This is a genomic window from Myxococcus stipitatus DSM 14675 (assembly GCF_000331735.1).
Lineage (GTDB): Bacteria > Myxococcota > Myxococcia > Myxococcales > Myxococcaceae > Myxococcus > Myxococcus stipitatus.
Genome location: NC_020126.1, coordinates 8,419,957 through 8,442,504, shown reverse-complemented (window position 1 = coordinate 8,442,504; position 22,548 = coordinate 8,419,957). Strand labels below are relative to the sequence as shown.

The window sequence follows — 22,548 nt, the reverse complement described above, 5'->3', positions numbered from 1 at the left end:
ATCCATGGCCTCGTCGGGGGCCTCGCCGACGACGAGAACACCCGGACACCTCCCAGGGTGGAGCGCCCCCGCGCTGTTGACGAGGGCACGCAAGCAAGGCGGACCCACGGGCCTTGGGGCGCGTGGGTCCACCCTGAATCAGTGCCGCTCAGTGCAGGCCCGACGGCGCGGACTCGAGCTTCTCGACGACCTGGTCCACGGAGAAGCTGGACGGGCGCTGGCGAGGCGGGAACTCGCGGAACGTGGACAGGAACTGGGCCACGGCCTGCTGCGCGGGCACGAAGTAGAACGCGTGGTCGATGAGCCAGGCCTGATAACCCACCGCGTCCTGCGAGCGCTCCAGCGGGTCGGCGCGCAGGTCGAAGGCGAGCGGCGCGCGGCGGATGGTGAAGGGTTCACCCCAGGCCTCGATGCCCTTGGCGTTCTGCTCCGCGAAGACGAGCTTCATGCGCCCGTGGCGCACCGCGACCAGCTCCCCGTCGTCGCCGAAGTAGAAGAACTGCACGCGCTCCGACGGCCCCTGGCCCGCGAGGAGCTTCGTCTGGTCGTACCCGTCCAGGTGGACCTTGAAGTGCTTGCCGTTCGCGTCGTGGCCGCGCTTGCACTTCTCCACGATGTCCGGGTCCCCCGCCGCGGCGAGGAACGTGGGCAGCCAGTCCTCCGAGGAGAACAGCTCGTTGAACTGCGTGCCGGGCTCGATGACGCCGGGCCAGCGCACGACACACGGCGCGCGGAAGGCGCCTTCCCAGTTGGTGTCCTTCTCACCGCGGAAGGGCGTCATGCCGCCGTCGGGCCACATGCACGTCATCGCGCCGTTGTCCGTGGTGTAGACGACGATGGTGTCCTCGGACAGGCCCAGCTCGTCGAGCTTGTCGAGCAGCTGGCCCACCTGTCCGTCGTGCTCGACCATGCCGTCCGGGTACAGCCCCAGCCCCGTCTTGCCCTGGGACTCGGGCTTCAGGTGCGTGTGGATGTGCATGCGCGTGGTGTTGAACCACATGAAGAAGGGCTGGTCGGCCTTCTTCGCGCGCTCCAGGTAGTCCATGGCCGCGCCGAGGAACTCCTCATCCACCGTCTCCATGCGCTTCTTCGTCAGCGGGCCCGTGTCCTTCACCGTCTGCCCGCCCTTGCCGTCCGACGTGCAGCGCAGCACGCCGCGTGGCCCGAAGCGCTTCTTGAACTCGGGGGCCTTGGGGTAGTCCGGGTTCTCCGGCTCCTCCTCCGCGTTGAGGTGGTAGAGGTTGCCGAAGAACTCGTCGAAGCCGTGGACGGTGGGCAGGAACTCGTCGCGGTCTCCCAGGTGGTTCTTGCCGAACTGGGCCGTCATGTAGCCGCGGGCCTTGAGCAGGTCGGCGATGGTGGGGTCCTCGGGCTGGAGGCCCACCTTCGCGCCCGGCATGCCGACCTTGGTGAGGCCGGTGCGGAAGGGACACTGGCCGGTGATGAAGGCCGCGCGTCCCGCCGTGCAACTCTGTTGCGCGTAGTAGTCGGTGAAGAGGGCGCCTTCCTTCGCGAGCCGGTCGATGTTGGGCGTGCGGTAGCCCATGGCTCCGAGGTTGTAGGCGCTCACGTTCCAGTAGCCGATGTCGTCACCGAAGATGACGAGGATGTTGGGCTGCTTCCTGGCTTCCTTCTTCTTGGCGACCATCGAGTCCCCCGGCATGAATGTCCAATACGGGTAGAGGTGGTGACCCTGGAGGGCAAGGTGGGGCGAGCGGGAGGGCGGGCCGAGAGCCGGGCCGTCTGGCGCGTGTCGTCGGGGTGACGGCCCGAGGACACGCGGCGACCCCGGCGAGCGGGTTCCAGGGGAGGGCGCGCATCCCCACCTCCCCGTCGGAGAGCGGCTTCGTCGAGGGGAGCGCTCGCCCGGAGGGCGGCACGCCATGAGCGAGGGAGCGAAGCCCGCGGCGGAGCCGGCCGACAATGCCACGGTGGACCTGTTGCTGGACCTCGCGCGGGCGCTGCATCTGGCGTACGTCCCCGCGTTCGGCGTCGAGAGCCGGGTGCGGCGCGCGGCGCGTGCCTGGGGCGTGGAGGTGGATGTCTTCACGCTCCAGACGCTCGCGCTGACGGAGTCACGCACGGGAGAGAAGCGGCGCGTCGACTTCCGCCGGCTGCCCTTCAATCCGCACTGGAACCTGCGGCGCTCGGCGGGCCTGCTGCTGTTGTCGTCGGCCATCGAGAAGCAGCAGGTCACCGTGGCCCAGGCCCGCGCGGAGCTGGACCGCCTCATGGCGCCCCGGAGCGACCGGCCCGAGTGGCTCGTCTTCCTGGCGTACGCCGTCTACGGAGGCGCGGTCGCCGTGCGCGTGGGCGGCTCGCTCTGGGAGCTGGTGGCGGGCTTCGTGGTGGGCTTTCTCGCGGGCATCATCCACTTCGGCACGCTCAAGTCGCTGCGCGTGGACCTGCAGAAGAGCTTCGTCGCGGCGTTCCTGGGGACGCTGGTGGCCTTCCTGCTGACCTTCGTCCTGCCGCCCTTCGATGCGCCGCGCGCGCTCTTCGGAGGCATCACGTTGTTGGTGCCCGCGATGGTGGTGACGCTCGCGGCGGCGGAGCTGGTGGGCGAGTCCGTGGAGGCGGGCATCACCCGACTCACCTACGGCCTGCTGCGCTTCCTGATGCTCGGCGTGGGCATCACCGCCGCGGCCACGGTGTGGACGTTCTTCCTGCCGTTCCCCACCCAGCTGGAGGCGCATGCCCTGCCGTATCCGCTGCGCTTCCTCATCATCGCGGTGGGCGGCCTGGCCTTGTCGGTGTGCATGACGGCCAGACGGAAGGACATGCCGTGGATTGTCGGCGCGGTGCTGCTGGCCTGGGGCGTCCAGGAGCTGACCAAGACGGTGCTGGGGGACAAGGGCAGTCCGCTCGTCTCCGCGTTCGTGCTGGGCGTCGTGGGGCAGCTCTATGGCCGCATGCCGGACCGGCTCTCGTCGACCGTCATCATGCCGGGCCTGCTCCAGCTCGCACCGGGCTTCATCGGGACGCGGGCCATCCTGGCGTTCCTCGGCGTCCCGGGGCAGGGGAGTGATGCCCGCGCGTTCGACCTGCTCCTCGTGGCGTTGCAGCTGGTGATGGGCCTGCTCTTCGCCTTCATGCTGGGCCTGTCGCACGACGCGCGGGCCTCCACGGAGGAGCGCGAGATGAATGAGCAGGGGCCTCCGAAGTCTCCCTCCTGAGTCGAGGCGAAGGACCGCGACTTCAGTCCTGTCCCGGAGGCTGGGCGAGCCGCTGCTCGTACCAGCGCTGAGCGCCCTTCAGCTGGACCTGGCTCTTGCCGGGGGCAATCTCGACGGCGCCCGTGAGTCCTCCCGTCTTCGCGAGGAGGAGCGCGTGGGTGGAGCCGCGCGCCGTGTCCAGGCGCCCCTCCAGCTCCAGGCCCTCGGCCTTCGCATGCAGCCCGCGAAGCTGGAGGCCGGCGTCACCCATGCGCGCATGGCCGGTGATGTGCCAGTCCTTGGCCTCCAGCATGGGCGAGAGGAACCGGGGCAGCTTCTTCTCCGTGGTGAGCATCGCGACGAACGGGGCCGAGTTGGCGAACGTCGCGGTGAAGTCCGCCTCCAGCTCGACGGGCTCCAGGCTCAAGCGCGCGCGGGTCAGGTGGAAGCTCCCGCTCCACGCGCGAATCTGTTGGTACTTCGTGTCCGCGGAGACATGGTCGATGTCGAGCCGCGTGCCATCCAGCGCCAGGACCTTGCCGTGCACCCGCACACGCTGCGCGTCGACGTCGGCCCGCGTCTTCCCCAGGACGCGAATCCCCGACCACTTGCCCTCCACGAGGTTCGTCTCCGCGTGCAGGCTCACCCGGGAGTCCTGTTTCGAGGGCGACGTGTCGGTGCCCTCCAGCGTCGCGTGACCGGACTCCACGTGGAAGGTCTTCCCTATCCACGCGTTGAGCATCTTCAAGTCCACCGGGCGGCTCTTCGCCACGTGCAGGGAGTACCCCACGCGCGGCTTGTCGCTCGGCTCGGCGGCGGTGCTGTGCAGGGTGAGCTGCACCTCTGGAACCTCCATCACGCGGCCGTGCTCTCCCTCCAGGTGGACGGGCGCGAAGCGCAGCTGGAGCTGTCCCTCGGTGCCTGTCATCGCGCCCTTCACGCTCCAGGGCGCGCGCACGCGAGCGGGGCCCAGCTTCAGCTCCAGCGCGGCGCCGCTCGCATCCACCCGGCTGCCCTCCGCGAAGTGGCCATCGCGCACGTGCACCTCCGCGTCCACGTGGCCCGCGCCCTGGCTCAGGTGGAGCGGGTGCTCCTTCCCGCGTGACAGCAGGGCGCCCACCCAGCCCAGGTCGTCGACGTCCAGCTTCGCGCCGAACGTCCCATCGAAGCGCTTGTGCCGGGGCTCATCACCGCGAGGGCGCTGGAGGATGTCCAGGTTCACGGCGGCGGTGAGCTCCTTCACCCGGCCCATGCGCCGCTCCTCCATCTCCAGGAGCCCGTCGCCGAGGCGAAGCGCCTCCAGGTCGACGGTGAGCCGCTGGCCCGCGATGACGTGCAGCGAGCCCCGTCCGTTGCCTGTCCCCAGATAGCGCACCGGCTCCCATGCCAGCTCGCGCACGTCCTCCAGCTCGACGTTGTCCAGGATGATTTGCCACGGGTGCTCGCTGGGCGGGTGCGTCACGGGCTGCTCCAGCGGCGGCGCGGGCCGGGCCCACGCGCGCACGCCCTGGGCCACCACCTCGTGCGCGGACACCCGTCGGGACAGGAACTGCACGAGGGAGACCCGCGCGCGGACCGACTCGGCCTTCACCTGCCACAGCGTCGCGGCGTCGCGCTGGAGCACGGAGAAGTCGCGCAGGTGGACGGGGCCGGGCCACAGCCACCAGCCGCTGCTCCACTCGATGCGCGTCCGCTCCGTCTCCCGCTTGAGCAGCCCGGAGACGAAGCCCACGTTGAGCAGCACGTTGATGAGGACCTCGAAGAGGACGAAGGCCCCCAGCGTCCAGCGCAGGACACGGCGCCATCCGCGGCGCCTCGCTCGAGCCTTCGGGGCTTCGCGCGAGGACGGCGGCGCTCCGTTGGACATGCGCCCCTCCCGGGCACGGCGAGTCTTCCAGGAGGTAGTCACGCCCGCGCCGCTGGGGCATCGCCTCGCGGGGCTAGGACAGTGCGCTCCAGTAGGGCTTGAGCGCGGCGCGGCTCGCCACCAGCGCCTCCTTCGCGTCCGTGTGCGTGTCGCCCGGGGGGAAGCTGTCGGTGCGGCCCGCGAGCACCTCGACGCAGGCGTGCACCGACTGCGACAGGCCCTCCAGCGAGTAGCCCCCCTCCAGCAGCAGCACCAGCTTGCCGTCGCAGACGCGCTCGGCGAGCGAGCGCATGGCGGTGCACATCGCGGCGAAGCCTCGCTCCGTGACGTCCATGCCGCCGATGGGGTCGTGGTAGTGGGGGTCGAAGCCCGCGGAGACCAGCACCAGCTGAGGCCGGAAGGACTCGGCCACCGGGAGCAGCAGCTCCTCGAACAGCATGCCGTAGTCCGCGTCCGAGTTGCCGCCGGGCAGGCCCACGTTGACGGTGTAGCCCTCTCCCGCGCCCGTACCCACCTCGGGCGTGGCGCCGGTGCCGGGGTAGTACGGGAACTGGTGCACCGACTGGTACATCACGTCGCGGCGGCCCCAGAAGGCCGCCTGGGTGCCGTTGCCGTGGTGCACGTCCCAGTCGAGCACGAGGACGCGCTCGGCGCCCAGCCTCCGTCCGGCCTCCGCCGCGATGGCCGCGTTGTTCAAGAGGCAGAAGCCCATGGCGCGGTCCGGCTCCGCGTGGTGGCCCGGAGGCCGCACCAGCGCGAACGCGTTGCGCGCCTTCCCCGCCATCACCATCTCCACCGCCTGCACGGACGCCCCCGCGGCCAGCCGCGCCGCGTCGACGCTGTCGGCGGAGACGTGCGTGTCCGGGTCGATGCTCGCCCGGCGACCGCTCAGCTCCTTCAGGCGCGCGAGCAGCTGGGGCGTGTGGACCGCCGCCAGCTCCGCGTCCGTCGCCGAGCGAGGAGGCGCCATCACCGTGCCCCGCACGGGGGCCCTCGCGAGCACCCCGAGGATGCGCTGAAGCCTCGCGGGAGACTCCGGGTGGGATTCGCCCGGGTCGTGCTGGAGGAAGAGGGGGTCGGTCAACAGCAGGGTGGGCTTCATCGGGCGGTGAACCTACGCATCCATTCCAGGGGAAGTCAGGCTCCCGGCGGGTCGAGGGGCGGGCAGGGGCTCCCGCCCGGTTCTTGCCCTGCCGGTGTTTCCCTCCCTACAGTGCCTCGCCTTGGCTCCGCGCTTCAAGAAACCCGGCCTGCGCAGCATCCTGCTCGGCTCCTTCGCCGTGGTGCTCGCCCTCATCCTCGGGACGCTCTACTTCGTCGTCCCGTCGAGGGTGGAGGACTTCCTGGAGACGCGCCTGACCAGCCATGGTGAGGGCAAGGCGCTCCAGGCCGCGCGCGACTTGACGGACCACGCCGTCGCCTCCCTGCCCGCGCTGCTGGAGACCTTGCACGGCCGCGACGACGACTTCTCGCTCATCGCCGTGCTCGCCGCGGACGGCCGGGTGCACGCGCTGCATCCGCCCACCGCGGAGGCGTGGCTGGTGAAGAACCTGCGCGAGCGCATGGAGAGCCACCCCGGCGCGCCGCTGGATGGCGCCGTCTTCGACAACGGGAACAAGGTCACCGCGCGCCCCGTGACGCTGAAGGAAGGCCCGGGGCAGGTGCTGGTCGCGGTGAACTTCAGCTCGCTCGAGGAGGTCGTCACCTCGCTGCGGCAGGTGGTGCTGCTGGCGTTCGGCATCGGCCTGACGCTGTTCCTCGTCGTGGCCTTCTTCATCTCGCGCGCGTTCATCCTCGTCCCGCTGGACGCGATGATGACCATGGCGCGCCGCCTGGCGGAGGCGGACCTCACCGGCCGGGTGGACGTGGGCTCGCGCGACGAGCTGGGCCTCTTGGCGGAGGCGCTCAACCGCATCGCCCAGAGCTGGCGCGACACGCTGGGCCGGGTGCGCGGCGTGTCGGACGTGGTGGCGGGCGTCATCGAGCAGATCCACCGCACGGGAACGACGGTGTCCTCCGGCGCGGGCACCGTCCAGGCGCGCGTGGAGGAGACGTCCTCCTCCATGGTGCAGATGATGGCGTCCTTGCGCGGCATCGCGGAGAACGTGGAGGTCCTCTACCAGAGCGCGGAGGAGAGCAGCTCCTCCATCATGGAGATGGCGGCCACCAACGACGAGGTGGCGGAGAACGTCACGGCCATGGCGGCCAGCGTGGAGGAGACCACCAGCGCCATCGAGGAGATGACGTTCTCCATCAAGGAAGTGGCCAAGAACATCCAGGACCTGTCCGCCTCGACGGAGGAGACGTCCTCGGCCATCAGCCAGATGGACGCGGCCATCGGCCAGGTGGAGGCCAACGCGAAGGAGACCGCGCGCCTGTCCGAGCAGGTCTTCGACGATGCCCAGACGGGCGTGGAGGCGCTGCGCAAGACGCTCACCGGCATCGACCGCATCAAGGAGTCCAGCCGCTCGGCGGCGGACGTCATCGACAGCCTGGGCCGGCGCATCTCCGAGATTGGCAACATCCTCAACGTCATCGACGACGTGGCCGAGCAGACCAACCTGCTCGCCCTCAACGCCGCCATCATCGCCGCGCAGGCGGGAGACCACGGCAAGGGCTTCGCGGTGGTGGCCGAGGAGATCAAGGACCTGGCCGAGCGCACCGGCGCGTCCACGAAGGAGATCGCCGAGCTCATCCGCAGCATCCAGGACGAGAGCCGCAACGCCGTGGTGGTGATGAACCAGGGCGCGCGCAACGTCGAGGAGGGCGTGCAGCTGGGCCGTGAGGCGGAAGGGGCGCTGCGAAAAATCAACGACAGCACCCAGAAGTCCACGCAGATGGTGAAGGCCATCGCCCGCGCCACCGTGGAGCAGGCGCGCGGCAGCAAGCAGGTGACGGCCTCCATCCACCGCATCAGCGAGACGGTGCAGCAGATCTCCAAGGCCTCCAACGAGCAGGCCAAGGGCGGCGAGCAGATCATGAAGAGCGCCGAGAAGATGAAGACGCTCACCGCCCACGTGCAGCGCAGCAGCCAGGAGCAGGCGCACGGCAGCAAGCAGATCACCCGCTCCATCGAGAGCATCAACGAGATGGTGACGCACCTGAACCGCGCCCAGAAGGAGCAGACCAAGGGCAGCGAGCAGGTGCTCAAGGCGGTGGAGACCATCAAGGGGGTCTCCGAACACCAGACGCGCTCCGTGAAACAACTGGAGGAGGCCATCGACAACCTCCAGCGCCAGGCGGAAATCCTCCGAGGCGAGGTGCGTCGCTTCCGCGTCTAGCCGTGCACGGCGGCCGGGAATGGCTTAGGTATCAGCCGGCATGCCGATAGAGCGACAGGTGTCCGAGCGCGCGGTGGTCTTCCTCATTGGCGCGGTCCAGTTCGTCAACATCCTGGACTTCGTGATGGTGCTGCCGCTGGGGCCCGACTTCGGCAAGGGGCTGGGCATCGCCTCCTCGCACATCGGAACGGTGGGCGGCGCCTACACGGCGGCGGCCAGCGTCGCGGGGCTCGCGGGGGGCTACTTCCTGGACCGCTTCGACCGGCGCAAGGCGCTGGCGGTGTGCATGCTCGGGCTGGTGGTGGCCACGGCCGCCGGCGGGCTGGCGGTGGGGCTGTCCTCGCTGCTCCTGGCGCGCGTGGCGGCGGGGCTCTTCGGTGGGCCCGCTACGTCGTTGTCGCTGTCCATCATCGCGGACGTGATTCCGAAGGAGCGGCGAGGCCGCGCGCTGGGCGCGGTGATGGGGGCCTTCTCCGTCGCCTCGGTGGTGGGCGTGCCCATGGCGCTGAAGCTGGCCGAGCACGGCGGCTGGCGCCTGCCGTTCTTCGTGGTGGCGGTCCTGGGCCTGCTGGTGGTGCTGGGCGCCATCTTCTTCCTGCCTCCCATTCGCGGACACCTGACGGAAGGGCGCGAGGCGGGGCGGACGGTGGGCGTGCTGGAGCTGCTCGCGCGCCCGGAGGTGCGGCTGTCCTACGTGATGACCGCGGTGGTGATGATGGCCAGCTTCGTGCTCATCCCCAACATCTCCGCCTACCTCCAGCAGAACCTGGGCTACCCCCGGGACCTGCTGTGGCTGCCGTACTTCATCGGCGGCATCATGAGCTTCATCACCTTGAGGGTGGCGGGGCCGCTGGTGGACAAGCTGGGGGCCTTCAAGGTGGCGGCGGGCGGCGCGGTGCTGCTGCTGGGAACCACGTACCTGGGCTTCGTGAGCCACCCCCACTGGCTGCCCATCCCCCTGCTCTTCGTGCTGATGATGACCTCCATGGGGATGCGCAACGTGGCGTACAACACGCTGACCTCCCGCGTGCCGGACAGCTCCGTGCGAGCGCGCTTCATGTCCCTGCAGTCCGCCATCCAGCACCTGGCGGCGGCGCTGGGGGCCTTTCTCAGCTCTCGATTGCTGACGGACCTCCCCGACGGCACGCTGGGGGGCATGGAGCAGGTGGCCTGGGTGTCGATGGGGATGACGGTGCTCCTGCCCGTGGTGCTGTGGAGCCTGGAGCGGCAGGTGCTGGAGAGGGAGCAGGCGCGGGCCCTGGTGGTTTCCCCGGAGGCGGGTCTCCCCGGCCCTCTGGCCACCACGGGGTCGGACCCGCACGGCTAGTGTAGGGGTTGAGGTAGAGGGCCGGCTGCCCCCCGCCCACGGTGACGGGCGGACGGCCGGAAGCGTCGAGCGGTTGCGCCAAGTGGCCCGGGGCGCGATAAACCGGGCAGCTTCGGGGAGCCCGTCAGGACATGTTCAACATCGGCGCAGGCGAAATGGTGCTCATCGCGGTGGCCGCGCTGCTCATCCTCGGGCCGCAGCGGTTGCCCGAGCTGGCGCGTGCCATCGGCAAGTTCATGCGGGAGTTCCGCCGCCAGACGGACGAGGTCCGCAACGTGGTGGAGCGCGAGTTCTACACCATGGACACGGAGCTCAACCGGGAGCCCACCCCTCCGGTGAGGCCGGGCCTGCCCTTCGGCCGCTCCCCCGCGCCGCAGGTGGGCGCGCCGGACGCGCTGACGCCCACGGACGCGCTGGCCCCGGCGACTCCCGCGGAGCCCTCCGCCGCCGAGACGCAGTCCCCGCGCGCGCCGCTCGGACTGGACGGGGCGGAGCTCCCCGAGCCCCCGGCTTCGTCTCCCGCGCCGGAAGCGGAGTCGTCCGCGCCCGCGGGTGAGCCTGCTTCTCCCACCGCGTCGTCCGCCCCCTCGGAGAGCGTGGGCGCCGACGGACTGCCCCAGCTTTCGCCGCTACCGGGAACGGTGGCGCGCAACGCGCCGAAACGGAGCTGACCCCTGAGTTCCCAGACCGCTACCGAGTCCGAGCTGCGGATGAGCTTGATGGAGCACCTGTCGGAGCTCCGCGGGCGCCTCATGAAGTGCACCCTGGCGGTCCTGGTGCTCGGGGCCGCCTCGCTCCTGTTCGCCAAGCCCATCTTCGGCGTGCTGATGCGGCCGGTGCTGGATGCGCTCCCGGAGGGCAACCGCGCCCTCATCTACACGTCCGGCATCGAGGAGATAAACGTCCTCATGAAGGTCGGCGTGTACTGCGGCATCTTCCTCACCACGCCCGTCATCCTCTGGCAGATCTGGGGCTTCGTCTCGCCGGGCCTGTTCCCGGAGGAGCGGCGCTACGCGGCGCCCTTCGTCGCGTTCGGCTCGCTGGCCTTCATCCTGGGCGCGTCGTTCTGCTACTTCGCGGTGCTGCCCTCCATGTTCAAGTTCCTCCTCAACGAGGAGGAGACGCTGGCCTTGGAGCAGCGGCTGGACACGGCCCGGCTGCGCGCGGATGACGCCTTGCGCTTCTTGCGCGTGGGCGACGCGGAGCGGGCCGGGGTGCTGGCGAAGGAGACCAGCGCGTCGCTGCGCGCGGACGGAGAGGGGCAGTCTCCGGCGCCCGAGCGCGCGCCCTCGCAGTCGGTGGAGCTCAAGTCGCGCCTGGACGGGCTGGGCAAGCTGGTGGACGCGGCGGCGGAGGGCTTCGGCCCGCCGGCCCGAGGCGTGCTGCGGCAGGCGGTGGAGAAGAAGGTCGCCGCGGTGACGGCCTACGCCAAGCAGGACTACGCGGCGGCGGCGGTGGCCATGGACGAGGCGGCGAGCCTGCTGGCCGGCGTCGCCCCCACGCGCACCGAGGAGCTGTCCGGGTTGTGGAAGCTGGAGAAGGAGCTGTCCGCGGGCGAGGCCCGGCACGAGGCGGCGCGGTGGACGCGGCCCATGCTGACCATGCACGAGCAGCTGTCGCTGGTGCTGCTGCTCATCCTGGCCTTCGGCATCATCTTCGAGCTGCCGCTGGTGATGGCGCTGCTCGGCGTGGTGGGCGTGGTCCAGTCGAAGTGGCTCTTCAAGTACCAGCGCCACGCGTTCGTGGTGTGCCTCATCGCCGCGGCCATCATCACGCCGACGGGTGACGTGGTGAACCTGTCGCTGATGGCGGGCCCCATGCTGGCCTGCTACGAGCTGGGCGTCCTGCTGGTGTGGCTGGTGGAGCGGCGTCGCGCTCGCAACACGGCGGAGGAGACGGGCATCACGCCGGTGTCGTAGGCTGGTCCACCATGGGGGGCTCCCGCCGACACCTCCGAGCCAATCTGCGCTACCTGCGTGCGCTGGTGCGACGCTTTCGCACCACGCTCGTGCTGGGGCTGGCGCTGTTTGGCGGAGGCCCGCTGCTGTTCGACTGGCGCTACGTGGGCCCCGCGGGGGAGCGAATCTCGTTCGGCGAGGCGCTGCACCACGTCTACTTCCTGCTCTACGGCCAGCCGTCGCTGCCGTACGTGCACGACTGGGTCATCGAGCTGCTCAACGTGGTGATTCCCCCGGTGGGAATCGCCCTCGTGGCGGATGGCGTGGTGCGCTTCGCCTACCTCTTCTTCGCCCGGCACAAGAACGACAAGGAGTGGATTGAAGTGGTCACCGAGACGATGAAGGGCCACGTCGTGGTGTGCGGAGCGGGGCGGGTGGGCTACCGCGTGGTGACCCAGCTGCGGGAGATGGGCAAGGACATCGTGGTGGTGGAGAAGCGCGAGGACGCCGCCTTCGTCTCCGCGCTGCGCGACGAGCGGGTCCCGTTGCTCATCGACGACACGCGCAGCCCGCTGTGCCTGCCGCGCACCAACGTGAAGCACGCCTCCGCCATCGTCTGCGCCACGGATGACGACCTGGCCAACCTCAACATCGCGCTGGATGCCCGGAAGCTGAACCCCTCCATCCGCGTGGTCATCCGGTTGTTCGACGAGGACTTGAGCGGCAAGGTGCGCGACACGTTCAAGGCGGAGGCGCTGTCCAGCTCGTCGCTCGCCGCGCCCGCGATGGCGCTCGCGGCGTTGGACCCGCGCATCGTCCACTCGTTCCACTTGGGCAAGCACCTGATGGTGGTGTCGCTCTTCGAGGCGCGCGAGGGACTGCCGGGGATGAGCATCTCCGAGGTGCGCGACAAGTTCGGCGGGTTGGCGCTGGTGCTCCAGCGCGGCACCGACGAGCAGCTCCACCCGGTGGGTGAAGAGGTCATTCGCCCCGGGGACGTGCTGACCATCCAGGCGTCGTATCAGGAGTACTGCCGGCTGCGCGCCCACGCCGGCGAGGCGGAGCCGCCCATCTGGTCCCACCAGGACCTCCCGGTGTGGCCCGGCCATCGCCAGGTGGGCTGAGCCACTCTTCTCTCAGGTCACGCCGTGCGTTCGCTCGGCGGGCGCGCGGTGCCCAGCAAGGCGCCGGGGACGTCCAGCGCGGAGGGCAGGGCGAGCGCCCGCGTGAGCAGCGCGGAGAGCGGCTCCCACTCGATGAGGAAGCCGTCATGCCCGTGGAGGCTGGTCAGCTCCGCGTGCTCCGCGTGGCGGCCGTGCGCGCGCAGCTTCCGGGCGAGGGCGTCCATGTGCTCGGGGAAGAAGAGCTGGTCGCGGTCGATGCCCACGCACAACGCGCTGGCGCGGATGCGCTCCAGGCCGCCGTGGGGCGCGCGCGCGAGGTCATGGTGGTCCATGGCGCCGAGCTGCGCCAGGTACGCGCGTGCATCGAAGCGGGCCTCCAGCTTGCGGCCCTGGTGCTCCAGGTAGCTCTGCACCGGGTAGAGCGCGCGAGAGGACCAGGCGGGAGGGCGAGGCTGGCTGGCCTCGAGCCCTGGCTCCGCGCGGTAGGAGAGCATCGCGAGCTGTCGGGCGAGCTCGAGTCCTCGGTGCGCGGACTCGGGGTAGCCGGGGTCCAGCAGCACGGCCTGTCGCGCGACGTGGTTGAGGCCCACCACCCACGCGGACGCGGTCTCCGAGGTGGCGATGGGGGCCATGCGCGCGAAGCGCTCCGGTGCGAGGGCCGCGAGGCAGAGGACAATCATCCCGCCGAGTGAGCCGCCCGTGACGAGCGAGACCTCCTCGACGCCGAGCGCATCGAGCGCCAGGAGGATGCTGCGTGCCTGGTCCCACGGGGTGACGGTGGCGGGGAGGTGGCGCTCGTCCTGGTGGAGGTTTCCCTTGGTCAGCGCGGGGGCGGGGCCGAAGCGGGTGTCCTCGGTGCGTCCGGGGAACCCCTCATCCGCGGGGCCGGTGGTGCCGTAACAGGAGCCCAGGTTGTTGAAACACAACAGCCGCACCCGCGTGGGGTCCAGCGCGCGTCCGGGTCCGATGACGGGCTCCCACCAGCCGCCTTCGCCTCCCGCGCGCATGTCGCCGGTGAGCGCGTGGACCAGGAGCACCGTGGGGATGCGCGAGGAGGGGCGGGTGGTGGCGCGGCGGCGGGCGCGCTCGAGGGCGTGGTGTTGCTCGGCGAGGGTGCGGCGCACGAGGCGCGGCGTGGTGCCCTGGGCTTCGTCCTCGGAGAGGAGGCGGGCGCGCGCTTGGAGCCAGGGCAGGTCTTCTTCGGGGCCCCACCACCAGCCGCGCACGAGGTGCGGCGAGATGCGAGCGCCGGCCTCCAGCGTCAGGTCGGCGGGAGTGACATCGAAGAGGCGCGGGGTGGGCGCACTGGTGTGGGGGGCCAAGGGGTGTCTCCAGACAGGCGGGGGAGGTTTGGAGCGAGGGCGCTGTCGGAGGGCCAAGAACGAGAAAGCCCACCGACCCTCGCGGGGTGGGTGGGCTCGATGGCTCGCCGGGGTCGGGTGGACGTCAGCCGACGCGGGCGGGCGGGAGCCCACCACTCATCGACATTCGGCACATGCACAGGGCGAAGAGGGACTTCATCGTGGCGCTAGGGATAAACGCTCACCATTCGCGAGTCAAGCCGACCTCCCGTCCCAGGGCCGCGCGTGAGAGGTGGGGAACACGCGCGGCACGAGGGAGCGAGGGCGCCGTGCCCCCTCGTTACGAGGGAGTCACGTGTGCGTTCGCGGTGTACGGCGCGAGCGCACCGATGTGGCCGGGGATGGCCTTCATGCGCGCGAGCCACGCGGACACGGCGGGGAAGTCGCCCAGGTTGATTCCCGCGTCAGCCGCGACATGGCCGAAGCCATACAGGCCGATGTCGGCGACGGTGGGGCGCTCGCCCACGAAGAACGGGTGGTGCGCCAGGTGGCGCTCCATTGCCTGGAGGGCGTTGCGAGCGGCCTCGAGGCGCAGGCGGAAGGCCTCGGGGTTCAGGGCCGCGCGGCCCGTCAGCTTCCAGAAGCGCGCGGTGCCGAGGTTGGGCTCCAGGGCGTTCTGCTCGAAGAAGAGCCACTGGTGGACGTGGGCGCGCTCGAAGCGGTCCTCGGGGAGCAGCGGGGTGCCCTCGGCGAGGAAGAGGATGATGGCGTTGGACTCGGCGAGGAAGCGGCCGGGTTCCGGCTCCAGGACGGGGATGCGGCCGTGGGGGTTCTTGTGGCGCAGGAAGTCGTCGGTGTGGCTCTCCCCCGAGAAGATGTCCACGGGGACCAATTCATAGGACTTGTCGAGCCAGGAGAGCAGGAGGCGAATCTTGTAGCCGTTGGCGGAGGGCGCGTAGTCGTACAGGCGCATGGGGGCTCCTGAGGGTAGGGCTGGCAGCGTAGGCCCACGTGCCCGGGCGCGCGACCCGGTCCTTGCGGCGAAAGGGGAGCGCAAGAAGCGGGTTGAAGGGCGGAGGCGTGGCGGCCATATCCCGTCGTGAACACAGGACATTCGAGGAGCCGGGACATGGGGAACAGCGACTACGCCCGAATCGAGCAGGCGATTCTCTATCTCGATGCGCATGCGCGTGAGCAGCCGTCATTGGACGCCGTCGCGGCGCACGTGGGGCTGAGTGCCTTCCACTTCCAGCGCCTCTTCACCCGCTGGGCGGGCATCAGTCCCAAGCGCTTCCTGCAGATGCACACGCTCAGCTCGGCGCGTCGGCTGTTGGCCGAGCGGCGCAGCGTGCTCGACACGTCCCTGGCGGTGGGGCTGTCCGGGGGCGGGCGACTGCACGAGCTGTTCGTCACGCTGACGGCGATGACGCCGGGGGAGTTCAAGTCGGGTGGGGAAGGGCTCACGGTGCATCACGGCGTGCATGAGACACCGTTCGGCGCATGTCTCATCGCGGTCTGTGAGCGAGGCATCTGCGGGCTGCACTTCCTGACGGGCGCGACGGAGGCGGAGGCGCTGGAGTCCCTGCGCGCGGAGTGGCCGCAGGCGACCTTCGTGGAGTCGCGGGAGGAGACGGCTGGGTGGGTGGGGCGCATCTTCCCCGAGTCGCCGCCGGACGCGCGCACGCCGCTGTCGGTGTTGGTGAAGGGGACGCCGTTCCAGGTGCAGGTGTGGCAGGCGTTGCTGCGCGTGGCGCCGGGAGAGGTGGCGACGTACGAGGACCTGGCGAAGGCCATTGGCCGGCCCAAGGCGGTGCGCGCGGTGGGCACGGCGGTGGGGAGCAATCCGGTGGCGTTGCTGATTCCGTGTCACCGGGTGCTGCGCAAGACGGGCGTCTTCGGGGATTACCGCTGGGGCCCCGCGCGCAAGCAGGTGATGCTGGCGTGGGAGTCGCTGCGGTACGGCGCGGAGAACGAGGACGGAGAGGTCGCGGCGCTGGCGTGAGTCTGGAGGTCTGATGGCGTTCCTCGCGTTGCCACCCCATCCCGCGCTCGCGTCCCTGGTCCTGGGGTACTGGTTCATCGAGGACCTGGAGGGCGCGTATGAGGGGAACCCCATCCGGACGACGCCGCACACGGCGGCGGTGCTGACGCTCAACTTCGGCAGGCCGTGCCGGAGTGAGTTCTCGGCGGGAGCGCCGCGAGCGTCGTTGCTGGGCGTGCAGAGTCGTCCACGGGTGTGGCACTCGGGAGAGGGGTGCTCCTTCGTGATGGTGATGCTGCGGCCTCCAGGGCTGGCGCGACTGTTCCCGTCGACGGGGGCGGAGAGCCGCGATGAGCTCATCGAACTGGGCGGGCTCCTGGGAGATGGGCCGTCGCGCAGACTGGGCGAGGACATGGCCGCGATATGGGAGCCTCGGCGGGTGGCGAAGAGGCTCGATGCGTGGCTGCTTCAGCGGGCCGAGGCGACGCACGGAATCGAAGGTGAGCTGAAGCGACTCGGGTGGGCCTGGGTGTCCCTGTCGAGCGCCTCGCGCGTGGACGATGCGGCGCGAGTCGCGGGTGTTTCGGTGCGGCAGTTGGAGAGATGGTTCCAGGTGCATGTCGGCTGTTCGCCCAAGGAGTTGCAGGGGCTGGAGCGGATGCAGGCCAGCTTTCGTGCGGCGCAGATGGGGCAAGGGGACCCGCTGCAAGGGTTCAGCGATCAGGCGCACCAGATTCGCCAGTGGCGCCGCTATCTCGGCACGACGCCGGGGCGTTACGAGCGGGCCTCATGGTCGACGCTCGCGGAGTTCTTCGCCCAGTCTCGTGACGCCGCGCCGGAGGGGCTCTCTCACTTCTTCTGAAGCGGCCGGGTCATGTCGCATTTGTTCAATACGCACTCGTGAGTTCTCGCCAGGCTGGCGCTCCTTCATGACGGATGGAAGGGAGCGACACAGTGAGTTCATGGCAGAGACAGGAAGGCGTCCACGGTGAGCACCTGGAGTACCGCGCGGGCGAAACGCTGTGTGAGGCGTATGTGACGTGGGACGCACGGAAGGAAGGCCGCAGACCTTGCGTGCTCCTGGCCCACGCGTGGGATGGACTGAACGAGCCGATGCGCGCGAAGGCGGAGGAGTTCGCGACGCTGGGCTTCGTGTGTCTTGCCCTGGATGTGTATGGCAAGGGCGTGCGCGGGGGAGTGACGGACGACAACTCCCACTTGATGGGGCCCTTGATGGCCGACCGCGCATTGCTGCGCCAGCGGATGGTGGCCGGGTTCGAGGCCGCACGGAGGCATCCACTCATCGACCCCGAGCGTGTCGCGGTGGTGGGCTATTGCTTTGGAGGACTGTGCGCGTTGGACCTCGCGCGAAGCGCCGTGCCAGGACTGAAGGCCGCGGTGAGCTTCCACGGCGTCCTCAAGCCACCGAGGCTGGGTGTCCAAGCCCCCATCACCGCGAAGGTCCTCGTCGAGCATGGCTGGGAAGACCCGACGGCACCTGTCGAGGACGTGCTGGCGCTGACGCGTGAGCTGACCGATGCGAGGGCAGACTGGCAGCTCCACGCCCACGGCCACGCGATGCATGCGTTCACGTACCCGGGGCTCGACAAGCGCGAGGCAGGGCTCCAGTACCACCCGGACGCGGCCAGGCGCTCGTGGGCCTCGATGCTCGCCTTCCTCGACGAGGTCTTCGCGACTTCCTGATGCTCAGGACATCTTCGCGACGAGCTCGAGCGGCAGGTTGCGCAGGAAGAACCCCACCACGGTCCAGGGCCAGCCGGGGACGTAGGCGCTCACCGGCTCGCGCTCGATGGCCTTCACCAGCGCGCGTGAGCCCTTCTCCGCATCCACGGCGAACGGCAGCTTCTTCGCCCCCGCGTTCAGCTCTGTGTGGATGTAGCCGGGATAGATGGTCGAGACCTTGATGGGCGTACCGAGCAATTCGGCGCGGATGCCCTCCGTCAGCGTCGCGAGCCCCGCCTTGGTGGCCGCGTACACCGTGAGGTGGCGAGGCAACCCGCGCATCGCGCTCATCGACGAGATGGTGACCAGATGCCCCTGGCCCTGCTTGCGCAAGATGCCCACCGCGGCTTCGCACTGCGCGACGGCGGCCACGAAGTTCGTCTGCGCCGTCTTCACGTTGGTGGCGAAGTTGCCCGTGCCCAGCCGCTTCCCCACGCCGATGCCCGCGTTGATGATGATGCGGTCCAGGCTCCCCAGGTCCTCCGCGAAGGCGTTGAAGACCTCGAACACGCGCTCGTGCTCGTTCACATCCAGCTCGCGCACGGAGATGTGAAGGCCCGGGTGCTTCGCCAGCAATTCCGAGCGCAGCGCCTCCAACCGGTCCGTCCGACGAGCACACAGCGCGAGGTGGTGTCCCCGCGCCGCGAACTCCCGAGCCATGCCCTCACCCAGCCCCGAGCTCGCGCCCGTAATCAGGATGTTCTTTCGCACGGAGGAACTCCTCAGCGGTACGTGACGAGGCCGCGGTGCGGTCCCTCGAAGTGGGCGTGCTCGTTGAGCGTCGAGAGGTGGTGGCCCCGGTCGCTGTAGACGACCTTGGTGATGCCGCAGTTGGCGAGCGTCCAGTTCAGCCGGAACGCGTGCTCGTCCGGGATGTGGAGCAAGTGCTGGCAGATGGCCGTGACGGGGCCGCCCGAGGTGAACACGAGCGCCGTCTTCGACGGCCCCAGGTCCTGGATGAGCGAGTCGAGCGCCCGGATGCACCGCTGCTGGAACGCGGGCCAGGACTCGGCGTACTCGTGGTCGTGCTGGCCCGCGAGCCACCGCGCCACGGCCTGCCCGAACATGTCCTGGATGGCCCGATGCGGGTCCGGCGCCGTGGCGAGGTCCTCCATCCAGGCTGCGTGGTCCGCATAGCGCGGTGTGTGCCGGACGATGAGCTCGACGTGGTCGAACTCATTGAAGCCCGGGATGCGCGTCGGCGCGATCTCCGTCCCGAGCGCCTTCAGGCACGTCTCCGCCGTCTGCTGATGGCGGGCGAGCGTCCCCATGACGACTGTGTCGACCTTCGTCTGCCGGGCCTTGAGGGCCTCGCCCAGGACGCGAGCCTGGACGTAGCCCGTCTCGGAGAGCTGGTCATAGTTCGCCGCGCCGAAGGACGCCTGTCCATGACGGATGAGATACACAGCGCCCATTCAGCGTCCTGCCTTCCCGATGATGCGCTTGCAGCGCCAGTCGAAGTAGGTCACCAGCGTCCAGAAGTTCTTGAACGCCGGGTTGCGCGTCTGCTTGTGGTGATAGCGGTAATAGATTTGCTGGATGATGACGGCGAGCCGGAAGATTCCGAAGACCTCGTAGAAGGTCCAGTTGGTGGGCTTCAGGCCGGAGCGCTGGAGGTAGTACTCGACGACCTCCTGTCGCCGCAGCATGCCGGGCAGGTGCGTGGGCTGACGACGCGTGAGCCGCATGAAGAACGTGTCATCCGCCTCCACCCAGTAGGCCAGCGCGCTGCCCAGGTCCATCAGCGGGTCGCCCAGCGTGGCCATCTCCCAGTCGAGCACGCCAATGACTCGCGTGGGCTCCCCCGGGTCCAGCACCACGTTGTCGAAGCGCCAGTCGTTGTGGATGACGCAGGTGGCGCTGTCGTCGGGGATGTTGGCCTTGAGCCAGTCGCGCACGTAGCGGTAGCTCGGCACGTTCCACGTCCGCGCCTTCTCGTAACGGTCCGACCAGCCCTCCACCTGACGGCGGGGATAGCCCGGGCCCTTGCCCAGCGACGACAGGCCCACGGCCTGCGCATCCACCGCGTGCAGCTCCAGCAGCTTGTCGATGACGTTGAGACAGAGCTGGCGCGTCTGGTTCCGGTCCAGGTTCAGCCCGCGAGGCAGGTGGGCGCGAGGGATGAGTCCCTCGATGCGCTCCATGACGTAGAAGTCCGTGCCCAGGATGGTCGGGTCCTGGCACAGCCCCACCATCTGCGGCACCCACGGGTAGGCGGGCTTGAGCGCCTGCTGCACGCGGTACTCGCGAGACATGTCGTGCGCGGACTTGGCCTTCGTGCCCGAGGGGGGCCTGCGCAGGATGAGGTCCCGGTGGGGGTACAGGAGGCGATACGTCCAGTTGGATGCGCCGCCGGAGAACTGCGTCACCGTGGGCGTGCCTTCGAGCGAGGGCACCTGCTGCTTCAGCCACGCATCGACGGCCGCGACATTCAGCTCCTCCCCCGAGCGCACCGAGCCGGGCGTGTCGAGGGTGACGGTGGAGGTGGCGTGGGTGGCCATGGTCATCTCCGGGAGAAACCGCGCCGGGCCAGCTCGATGCGGGCGATGACGCCCTTGTGGACTTCGTCTGGTCCGTCCGCGAGCCGCAGGGTGCGTGCCTGGGCGAAGAATGCCGACAGCGGCGTGTCCATGGAAAGCCCCGCGCCACCATGAATCTGCATGGCGTCGTCCACGATGCGCTGGAGGACATTGGGCGCCACGACCTTGATGGCGGAAATCTCCGTCATCGCGCCCAGCGCGCCCACTTCATCCATCTTCCATGCGGCGTACATCGTGAGCAGGCGGGCCTGGTCGATGGCGATGCGGGCATCGGCCACGCGCTCGCGGTTGCCGCCGAGGTTGAGGAGGGGCTTGCCGAAGGCCGTGCGGTTCATGCCCCGGTCAATCATCAACTCCAGCGCCCGCTCCGCCGCGCCGATGCAGCGCATGCAGTGATGGATGCGGCCAGGACCCAGGCGGCCCTGTGCAATCTCGAAGCCCATGCCCGGGCCGCCGATGAAGTGGGACACGGGCACGCGCACGTTCTCGAAGTGGACCTCGCCATGGCCGTGGGGCGCGTCGTAGTCGCCGAAGACGGGCAGCATGCGGCGGATGGTGACGCCCGGGGCATCCAGCGGAACCAGGACCATCGAGTGCTGGTGATGCCGGTCCGCCCCCGTGTCGGGCGTGCGGGCCATGAAGATGGTGACCTTGGCGCGAGGATGGCCCAGGCCGGTGGACCACCACTTGGCGCCGTTGAGGACGATTTCATCGCCCTCGACGACAGCGGTGGCCTCCATGTTGGTGGCGTCCGAGGACGCGACATCGGGCTCCGTCATGCAGAACACCGAGCGGATGTCGCCCGCGAGCAGCGGCTCGAGCCAGCGCTCCTTCTGCGCGTCGGTGCCGTACTTCCACAGCACCTCCATGTTGCCGGTGTCGGGGGCGTTGCAGTTGAAGACCTCGGGGGCCATGAGGCTGCGCCCGGTCTCCTCGGCGATGGGGGCGTACTCGAGCGTGGACAGGCCCGGCGCCAGCTTCTCGTCGGGGAGGAACAGGTTCCACAACCCCTGCTCGCGGGCGCGGGCCTTGAGGTCCTCCATCACCTGGGACACCGGCCACGTCTTCCAGTCACCGGCGCGCGCGGCGGCTTGAATCTCCTGGTGGTAGCGCGGCTCGGCGGGCTCGATGTGCTCGCGCATGAACCGCTTCACGCGCTCCAGGTAGTCCTTGCTTCTGGCGCTCGGCTCGAAGTCCACGGCGAGGCTCCTCTGTGTCCTGCGTGAGGTGGGAGAGCATCCTTGGCACCCGGCTCTTGTTGAATCCACTGAATGTTGGTCATGTGTCGTCATGAACCCAGTTCATGACTCGGCCTCCAGGCCCGGGCCCCTGGACCTCAACCTCTTCCGGGTGTTCGACGTGGTCTACCGGGAGCGGAACCTGACGCGCGCCGCGGAGGTGCTGTTCCTCAGTCAGTCAGCGGTGAGCCACGCGCTGGCCCGGCTGAGAGAGCAACTGGGCGCGCCGCTGTTCGTTCGGGAGGGCAGGGGCGTGGCGCCCACGCCGCTGGCGGAGCGGCTGGCCCCGGAGATTCGCGAGGCGCTCCTGCTGCTCCAGCAGGCCGTCCACCACACGCGAGGCTTCGAGCCCGCGCGGGACGTAGGCACCTTCACGCTGGCGATGAGCGACATGCTGGAGCCGTCCATCGTTCCCCGGTTGGTGGCGAGGCTTCGAGAGGTCAGCCCGGAGGCCCGCGTGAGCAGCGTGAGGCTGGAGCGCGCGAAGCTGGAGCGGGAATTGGCCTCGGGGCGACTGGACCTGGCCATCGACGTGGAGCAGCCCACGAGCGCGGAACTGCGGCACACGGCCTTCACGCGCGACGCGTTCTGCGTGGTGAGCCGCAAGCGCAGGAAGCTGGACGTGGCGACCTACATGGCCGCGAGACATGTGACGGTGTCTTCACGTCGCGCGGGCCTGGCGGTGGAGGACCTGGTGCTCAGCCGTCTGGGATATCAGCGCGAGGTGACGGTGCGCTGTCGTCACTACGAGACAGCGTGTCGCATCGTGTCTGGTTCGGACCTGCTCCTGACGATGCCTCGCGGGCGGGCGGAGGAGATCAACGCGGAGCTCGACAACCGCCTGCTGCCCATGCCGCTCGCACTGCCCCGGCTGGAGCTGCACCTGTACTGGCACCGCTCCGAGGACTCCGAGCCGCGCAGTCAATGGCTGCGAGCGGAGCTGCAAGCCCTGGCAAAGGGGATGATGAAGGCGGGGCGGGGTGGATAGACCCCATGCGGGGAGTGAGACCCGGAAGGTTTCACTCGGCTCCGATGCGACATTCGAGCCGCGAGTCCGTCATTGTTTCGATACTCGCCACCAGGGGTCTCGCAG

General features: G+C 69.6%; 19 protein-coding genes. 10 read left to right on the top strand and 9 right to left on the bottom strand.

The genetic code is table 11. The annotated features are described in order from the left end of the window. Positions 1-148: 148 nt before the first annotated feature. Positions 149-1,648 carry an arylsulfatase gene (locus tag MYSTI_RS32420; RefSeq protein WP_201768934.1) on the bottom strand — a complete coding sequence of 500 codons (1,500 nt, stop codon included), beginning with the start codon at positions 1,646-1,648 and terminating at the stop codon, positions 149-151. A gap of 235 nt (positions 1,649-1,883) precedes the next feature. On the opposite strand from MYSTI_RS32420, the gene MYSTI_RS32415 reads away from it, so the two are divergent. Further along, positions 1,884-3,176, top strand: a complete 1,293-nt coding sequence (locus MYSTI_RS32415; RefSeq protein ID WP_015352052.1) for a threonine/serine exporter family protein — start codon at positions 1,884-1,886, stop codon at positions 3,174-3,176. A gap of 22 nt (positions 3,177-3,198) precedes the next feature. On the opposite strand, the gene MYSTI_RS32410 is transcribed toward MYSTI_RS32415, so the two are convergent. Both MYSTI_RS32410 and MYSTI_RS32405 read right to left on the bottom strand, forming a co-directional pair. Further along, positions 3,199-5,022, bottom strand: coding sequence for an AsmA family protein (locus tag MYSTI_RS32410; RefSeq protein WP_015352051.1), 1,824 nt, complete (start codon positions 5,020-5,022; stop codon positions 3,199-3,201). A 73-nt stretch (positions 5,023-5,095) separates the two neighbouring features. After that, entirely contained in the window at positions 5,096-6,124 is a 1,029-nt protein-coding gene (locus tag MYSTI_RS32405; RefSeq protein WP_015352050.1) for a histone deacetylase family protein, read from the bottom strand. A gap of 121 nt (positions 6,125-6,245) precedes the next feature. Here MYSTI_RS32405 and MYSTI_RS32400 point away from each other — a divergent pair, with 121 nt between their 5' ends. The 5 genes from MYSTI_RS32400 (at position 6,246) to MYSTI_RS32380 (ending at position 12,652) form a co-directional block, all read left to right on the top strand. Then, entirely contained in the window at positions 6,246-8,303 is a 2,058-nt protein-coding gene (locus MYSTI_RS32400) for a methyl-accepting chemotaxis protein (RefSeq protein WP_044281886.1), read from the top strand. 40 nt (positions 8,304-8,343) lie between these two features. Then, positions 8,344-9,630: an MFS transporter gene (locus MYSTI_RS32395; RefSeq protein WP_015352048.1), complete on the top strand. Its 1,287-nt coding sequence runs from the start codon at positions 8,344-8,346 to the stop codon at positions 9,628-9,630. Positions 9,631-9,761: 131 nt separating this feature from the next. Continuing rightward, positions 9,762-10,301, top strand: coding sequence for a Sec-independent protein translocase protein TatB (tatB, locus tag MYSTI_RS32390; protein ID WP_015352047.1), 540 nt, complete (start codon positions 9,762-9,764; stop codon positions 10,299-10,301). Positions 10,302-10,340: 39 nt separating this feature from the next. Further along, positions 10,341-11,549: a twin-arginine translocase subunit TatC gene (tatC, locus tag MYSTI_RS32385; protein ID WP_044281884.1), complete on the top strand. Its 1,209-nt coding sequence runs from the start codon at positions 10,341-10,343 to the stop codon at positions 11,547-11,549. Positions 11,550-11,560: 11 nt separating this feature from the next. Next, the gene (locus MYSTI_RS32380; RefSeq protein ID WP_015352045.1) at positions 11,561-12,652 is read left to right on the top strand and encodes a potassium channel family protein; all 1,092 of its coding nucleotides are present in this window, start codon (positions 11,561-11,563) and stop codon (positions 12,650-12,652) included. 17 nt (positions 12,653-12,669) lie between these two features. Here MYSTI_RS32380 and MYSTI_RS32375 read toward each other — a convergent pair whose 3' ends face one another. Together MYSTI_RS32375 and MYSTI_RS32370 are read right to left on the bottom strand one after the other, a co-directional pair. Next, positions 12,670-13,974: an alpha/beta fold hydrolase gene (locus MYSTI_RS32375; RefSeq protein ID WP_015352044.1), complete on the bottom strand. Its 1,305-nt coding sequence runs from the start codon at positions 13,972-13,974 to the stop codon at positions 12,670-12,672. 319 nt (positions 13,975-14,293) lie between these two features. Then, positions 14,294-14,926: a glutathione S-transferase family protein gene (locus MYSTI_RS32370; protein WP_015352043.1), complete on the bottom strand. Its 633-nt coding sequence runs from the start codon at positions 14,924-14,926 to the stop codon at positions 14,294-14,296. A gap of 156 nt (positions 14,927-15,082) precedes the next feature. Between MYSTI_RS32370 and MYSTI_RS32365 the strand changes: the two genes are divergently transcribed. From MYSTI_RS32365 to MYSTI_RS32355, 3 genes are all read left to right on the top strand, one after another. Next, positions 15,083-15,955: a bifunctional transcriptional activator/DNA repair enzyme AdaA gene (locus tag MYSTI_RS32365; protein ID WP_015352042.1), complete on the top strand. Its 873-nt coding sequence runs from the start codon at positions 15,083-15,085 to the stop codon at positions 15,953-15,955. A gap of 13 nt (positions 15,956-15,968) precedes the next feature. Next, the gene (locus MYSTI_RS32360) at positions 15,969-16,796 is read left to right on the top strand and encodes a helix-turn-helix transcriptional regulator (protein WP_015352041.1); all 828 of its coding nucleotides are present in this window, start codon (positions 15,969-15,971) and stop codon (positions 16,794-16,796) included. A 92-nt stretch (positions 16,797-16,888) separates the two neighbouring features. Beyond that, positions 16,889-17,638 (top strand): dienelactone hydrolase family protein, encoded by a 750-nt coding sequence (locus tag MYSTI_RS32355; RefSeq protein WP_233278028.1) that lies wholly within the window; start codon positions 16,889-16,891, stop codon positions 17,636-17,638. A 3-nt stretch (positions 17,639-17,641) separates the two neighbouring features. Here MYSTI_RS32355 and MYSTI_RS32350 read toward each other — a convergent pair whose 3' ends face one another. The 4 genes from MYSTI_RS32350 to MYSTI_RS32335 are packed head-to-tail and all read right to left on the bottom strand — an operon-like array spanning position 17,642 to position 21,416. Next, positions 17,642-18,388, bottom strand: a complete 747-nt coding sequence (locus tag MYSTI_RS32350) for an SDR family oxidoreductase (RefSeq protein ID WP_015352039.1) — start codon at positions 18,386-18,388, stop codon at positions 17,642-17,644. Positions 18,389-18,399: 11 nt separating this feature from the next. Next, a complete protein-coding gene (locus tag MYSTI_RS32345) occupies positions 18,400-19,092 on the bottom strand; it encodes a histidine phosphatase family protein (protein WP_015352038.1) in 693 nt (230 codons plus the stop codon). Continuing rightward, positions 19,093-20,178, bottom strand: coding sequence for a phosphotransferase family protein (locus tag MYSTI_RS32340; RefSeq protein ID WP_015352037.1), 1,086 nt, complete (start codon positions 20,176-20,178; stop codon positions 19,093-19,095). It lies immediately after the preceding gene. Between the two features lie 2 nt (positions 20,179-20,180). Continuing rightward, positions 20,181-21,416, bottom strand: a complete 1,236-nt coding sequence (locus MYSTI_RS32335) for an acyl-CoA dehydrogenase family protein (RefSeq protein ID WP_015352036.1) — start codon at positions 21,414-21,416, stop codon at positions 20,181-20,183. 91 nt (positions 21,417-21,507) lie between these two features. Between MYSTI_RS32335 and MYSTI_RS32330 the strand changes: the two genes are divergently transcribed. Then, positions 21,508-22,443 carry a LysR family transcriptional regulator gene (locus tag MYSTI_RS32330; RefSeq protein WP_015352035.1) on the top strand — a complete coding sequence of 312 codons (936 nt, stop codon included), beginning with the start codon at positions 21,508-21,510 and terminating at the stop codon, positions 22,441-22,443. Positions 22,444-22,548 lie beyond the last annotated feature (105 nt).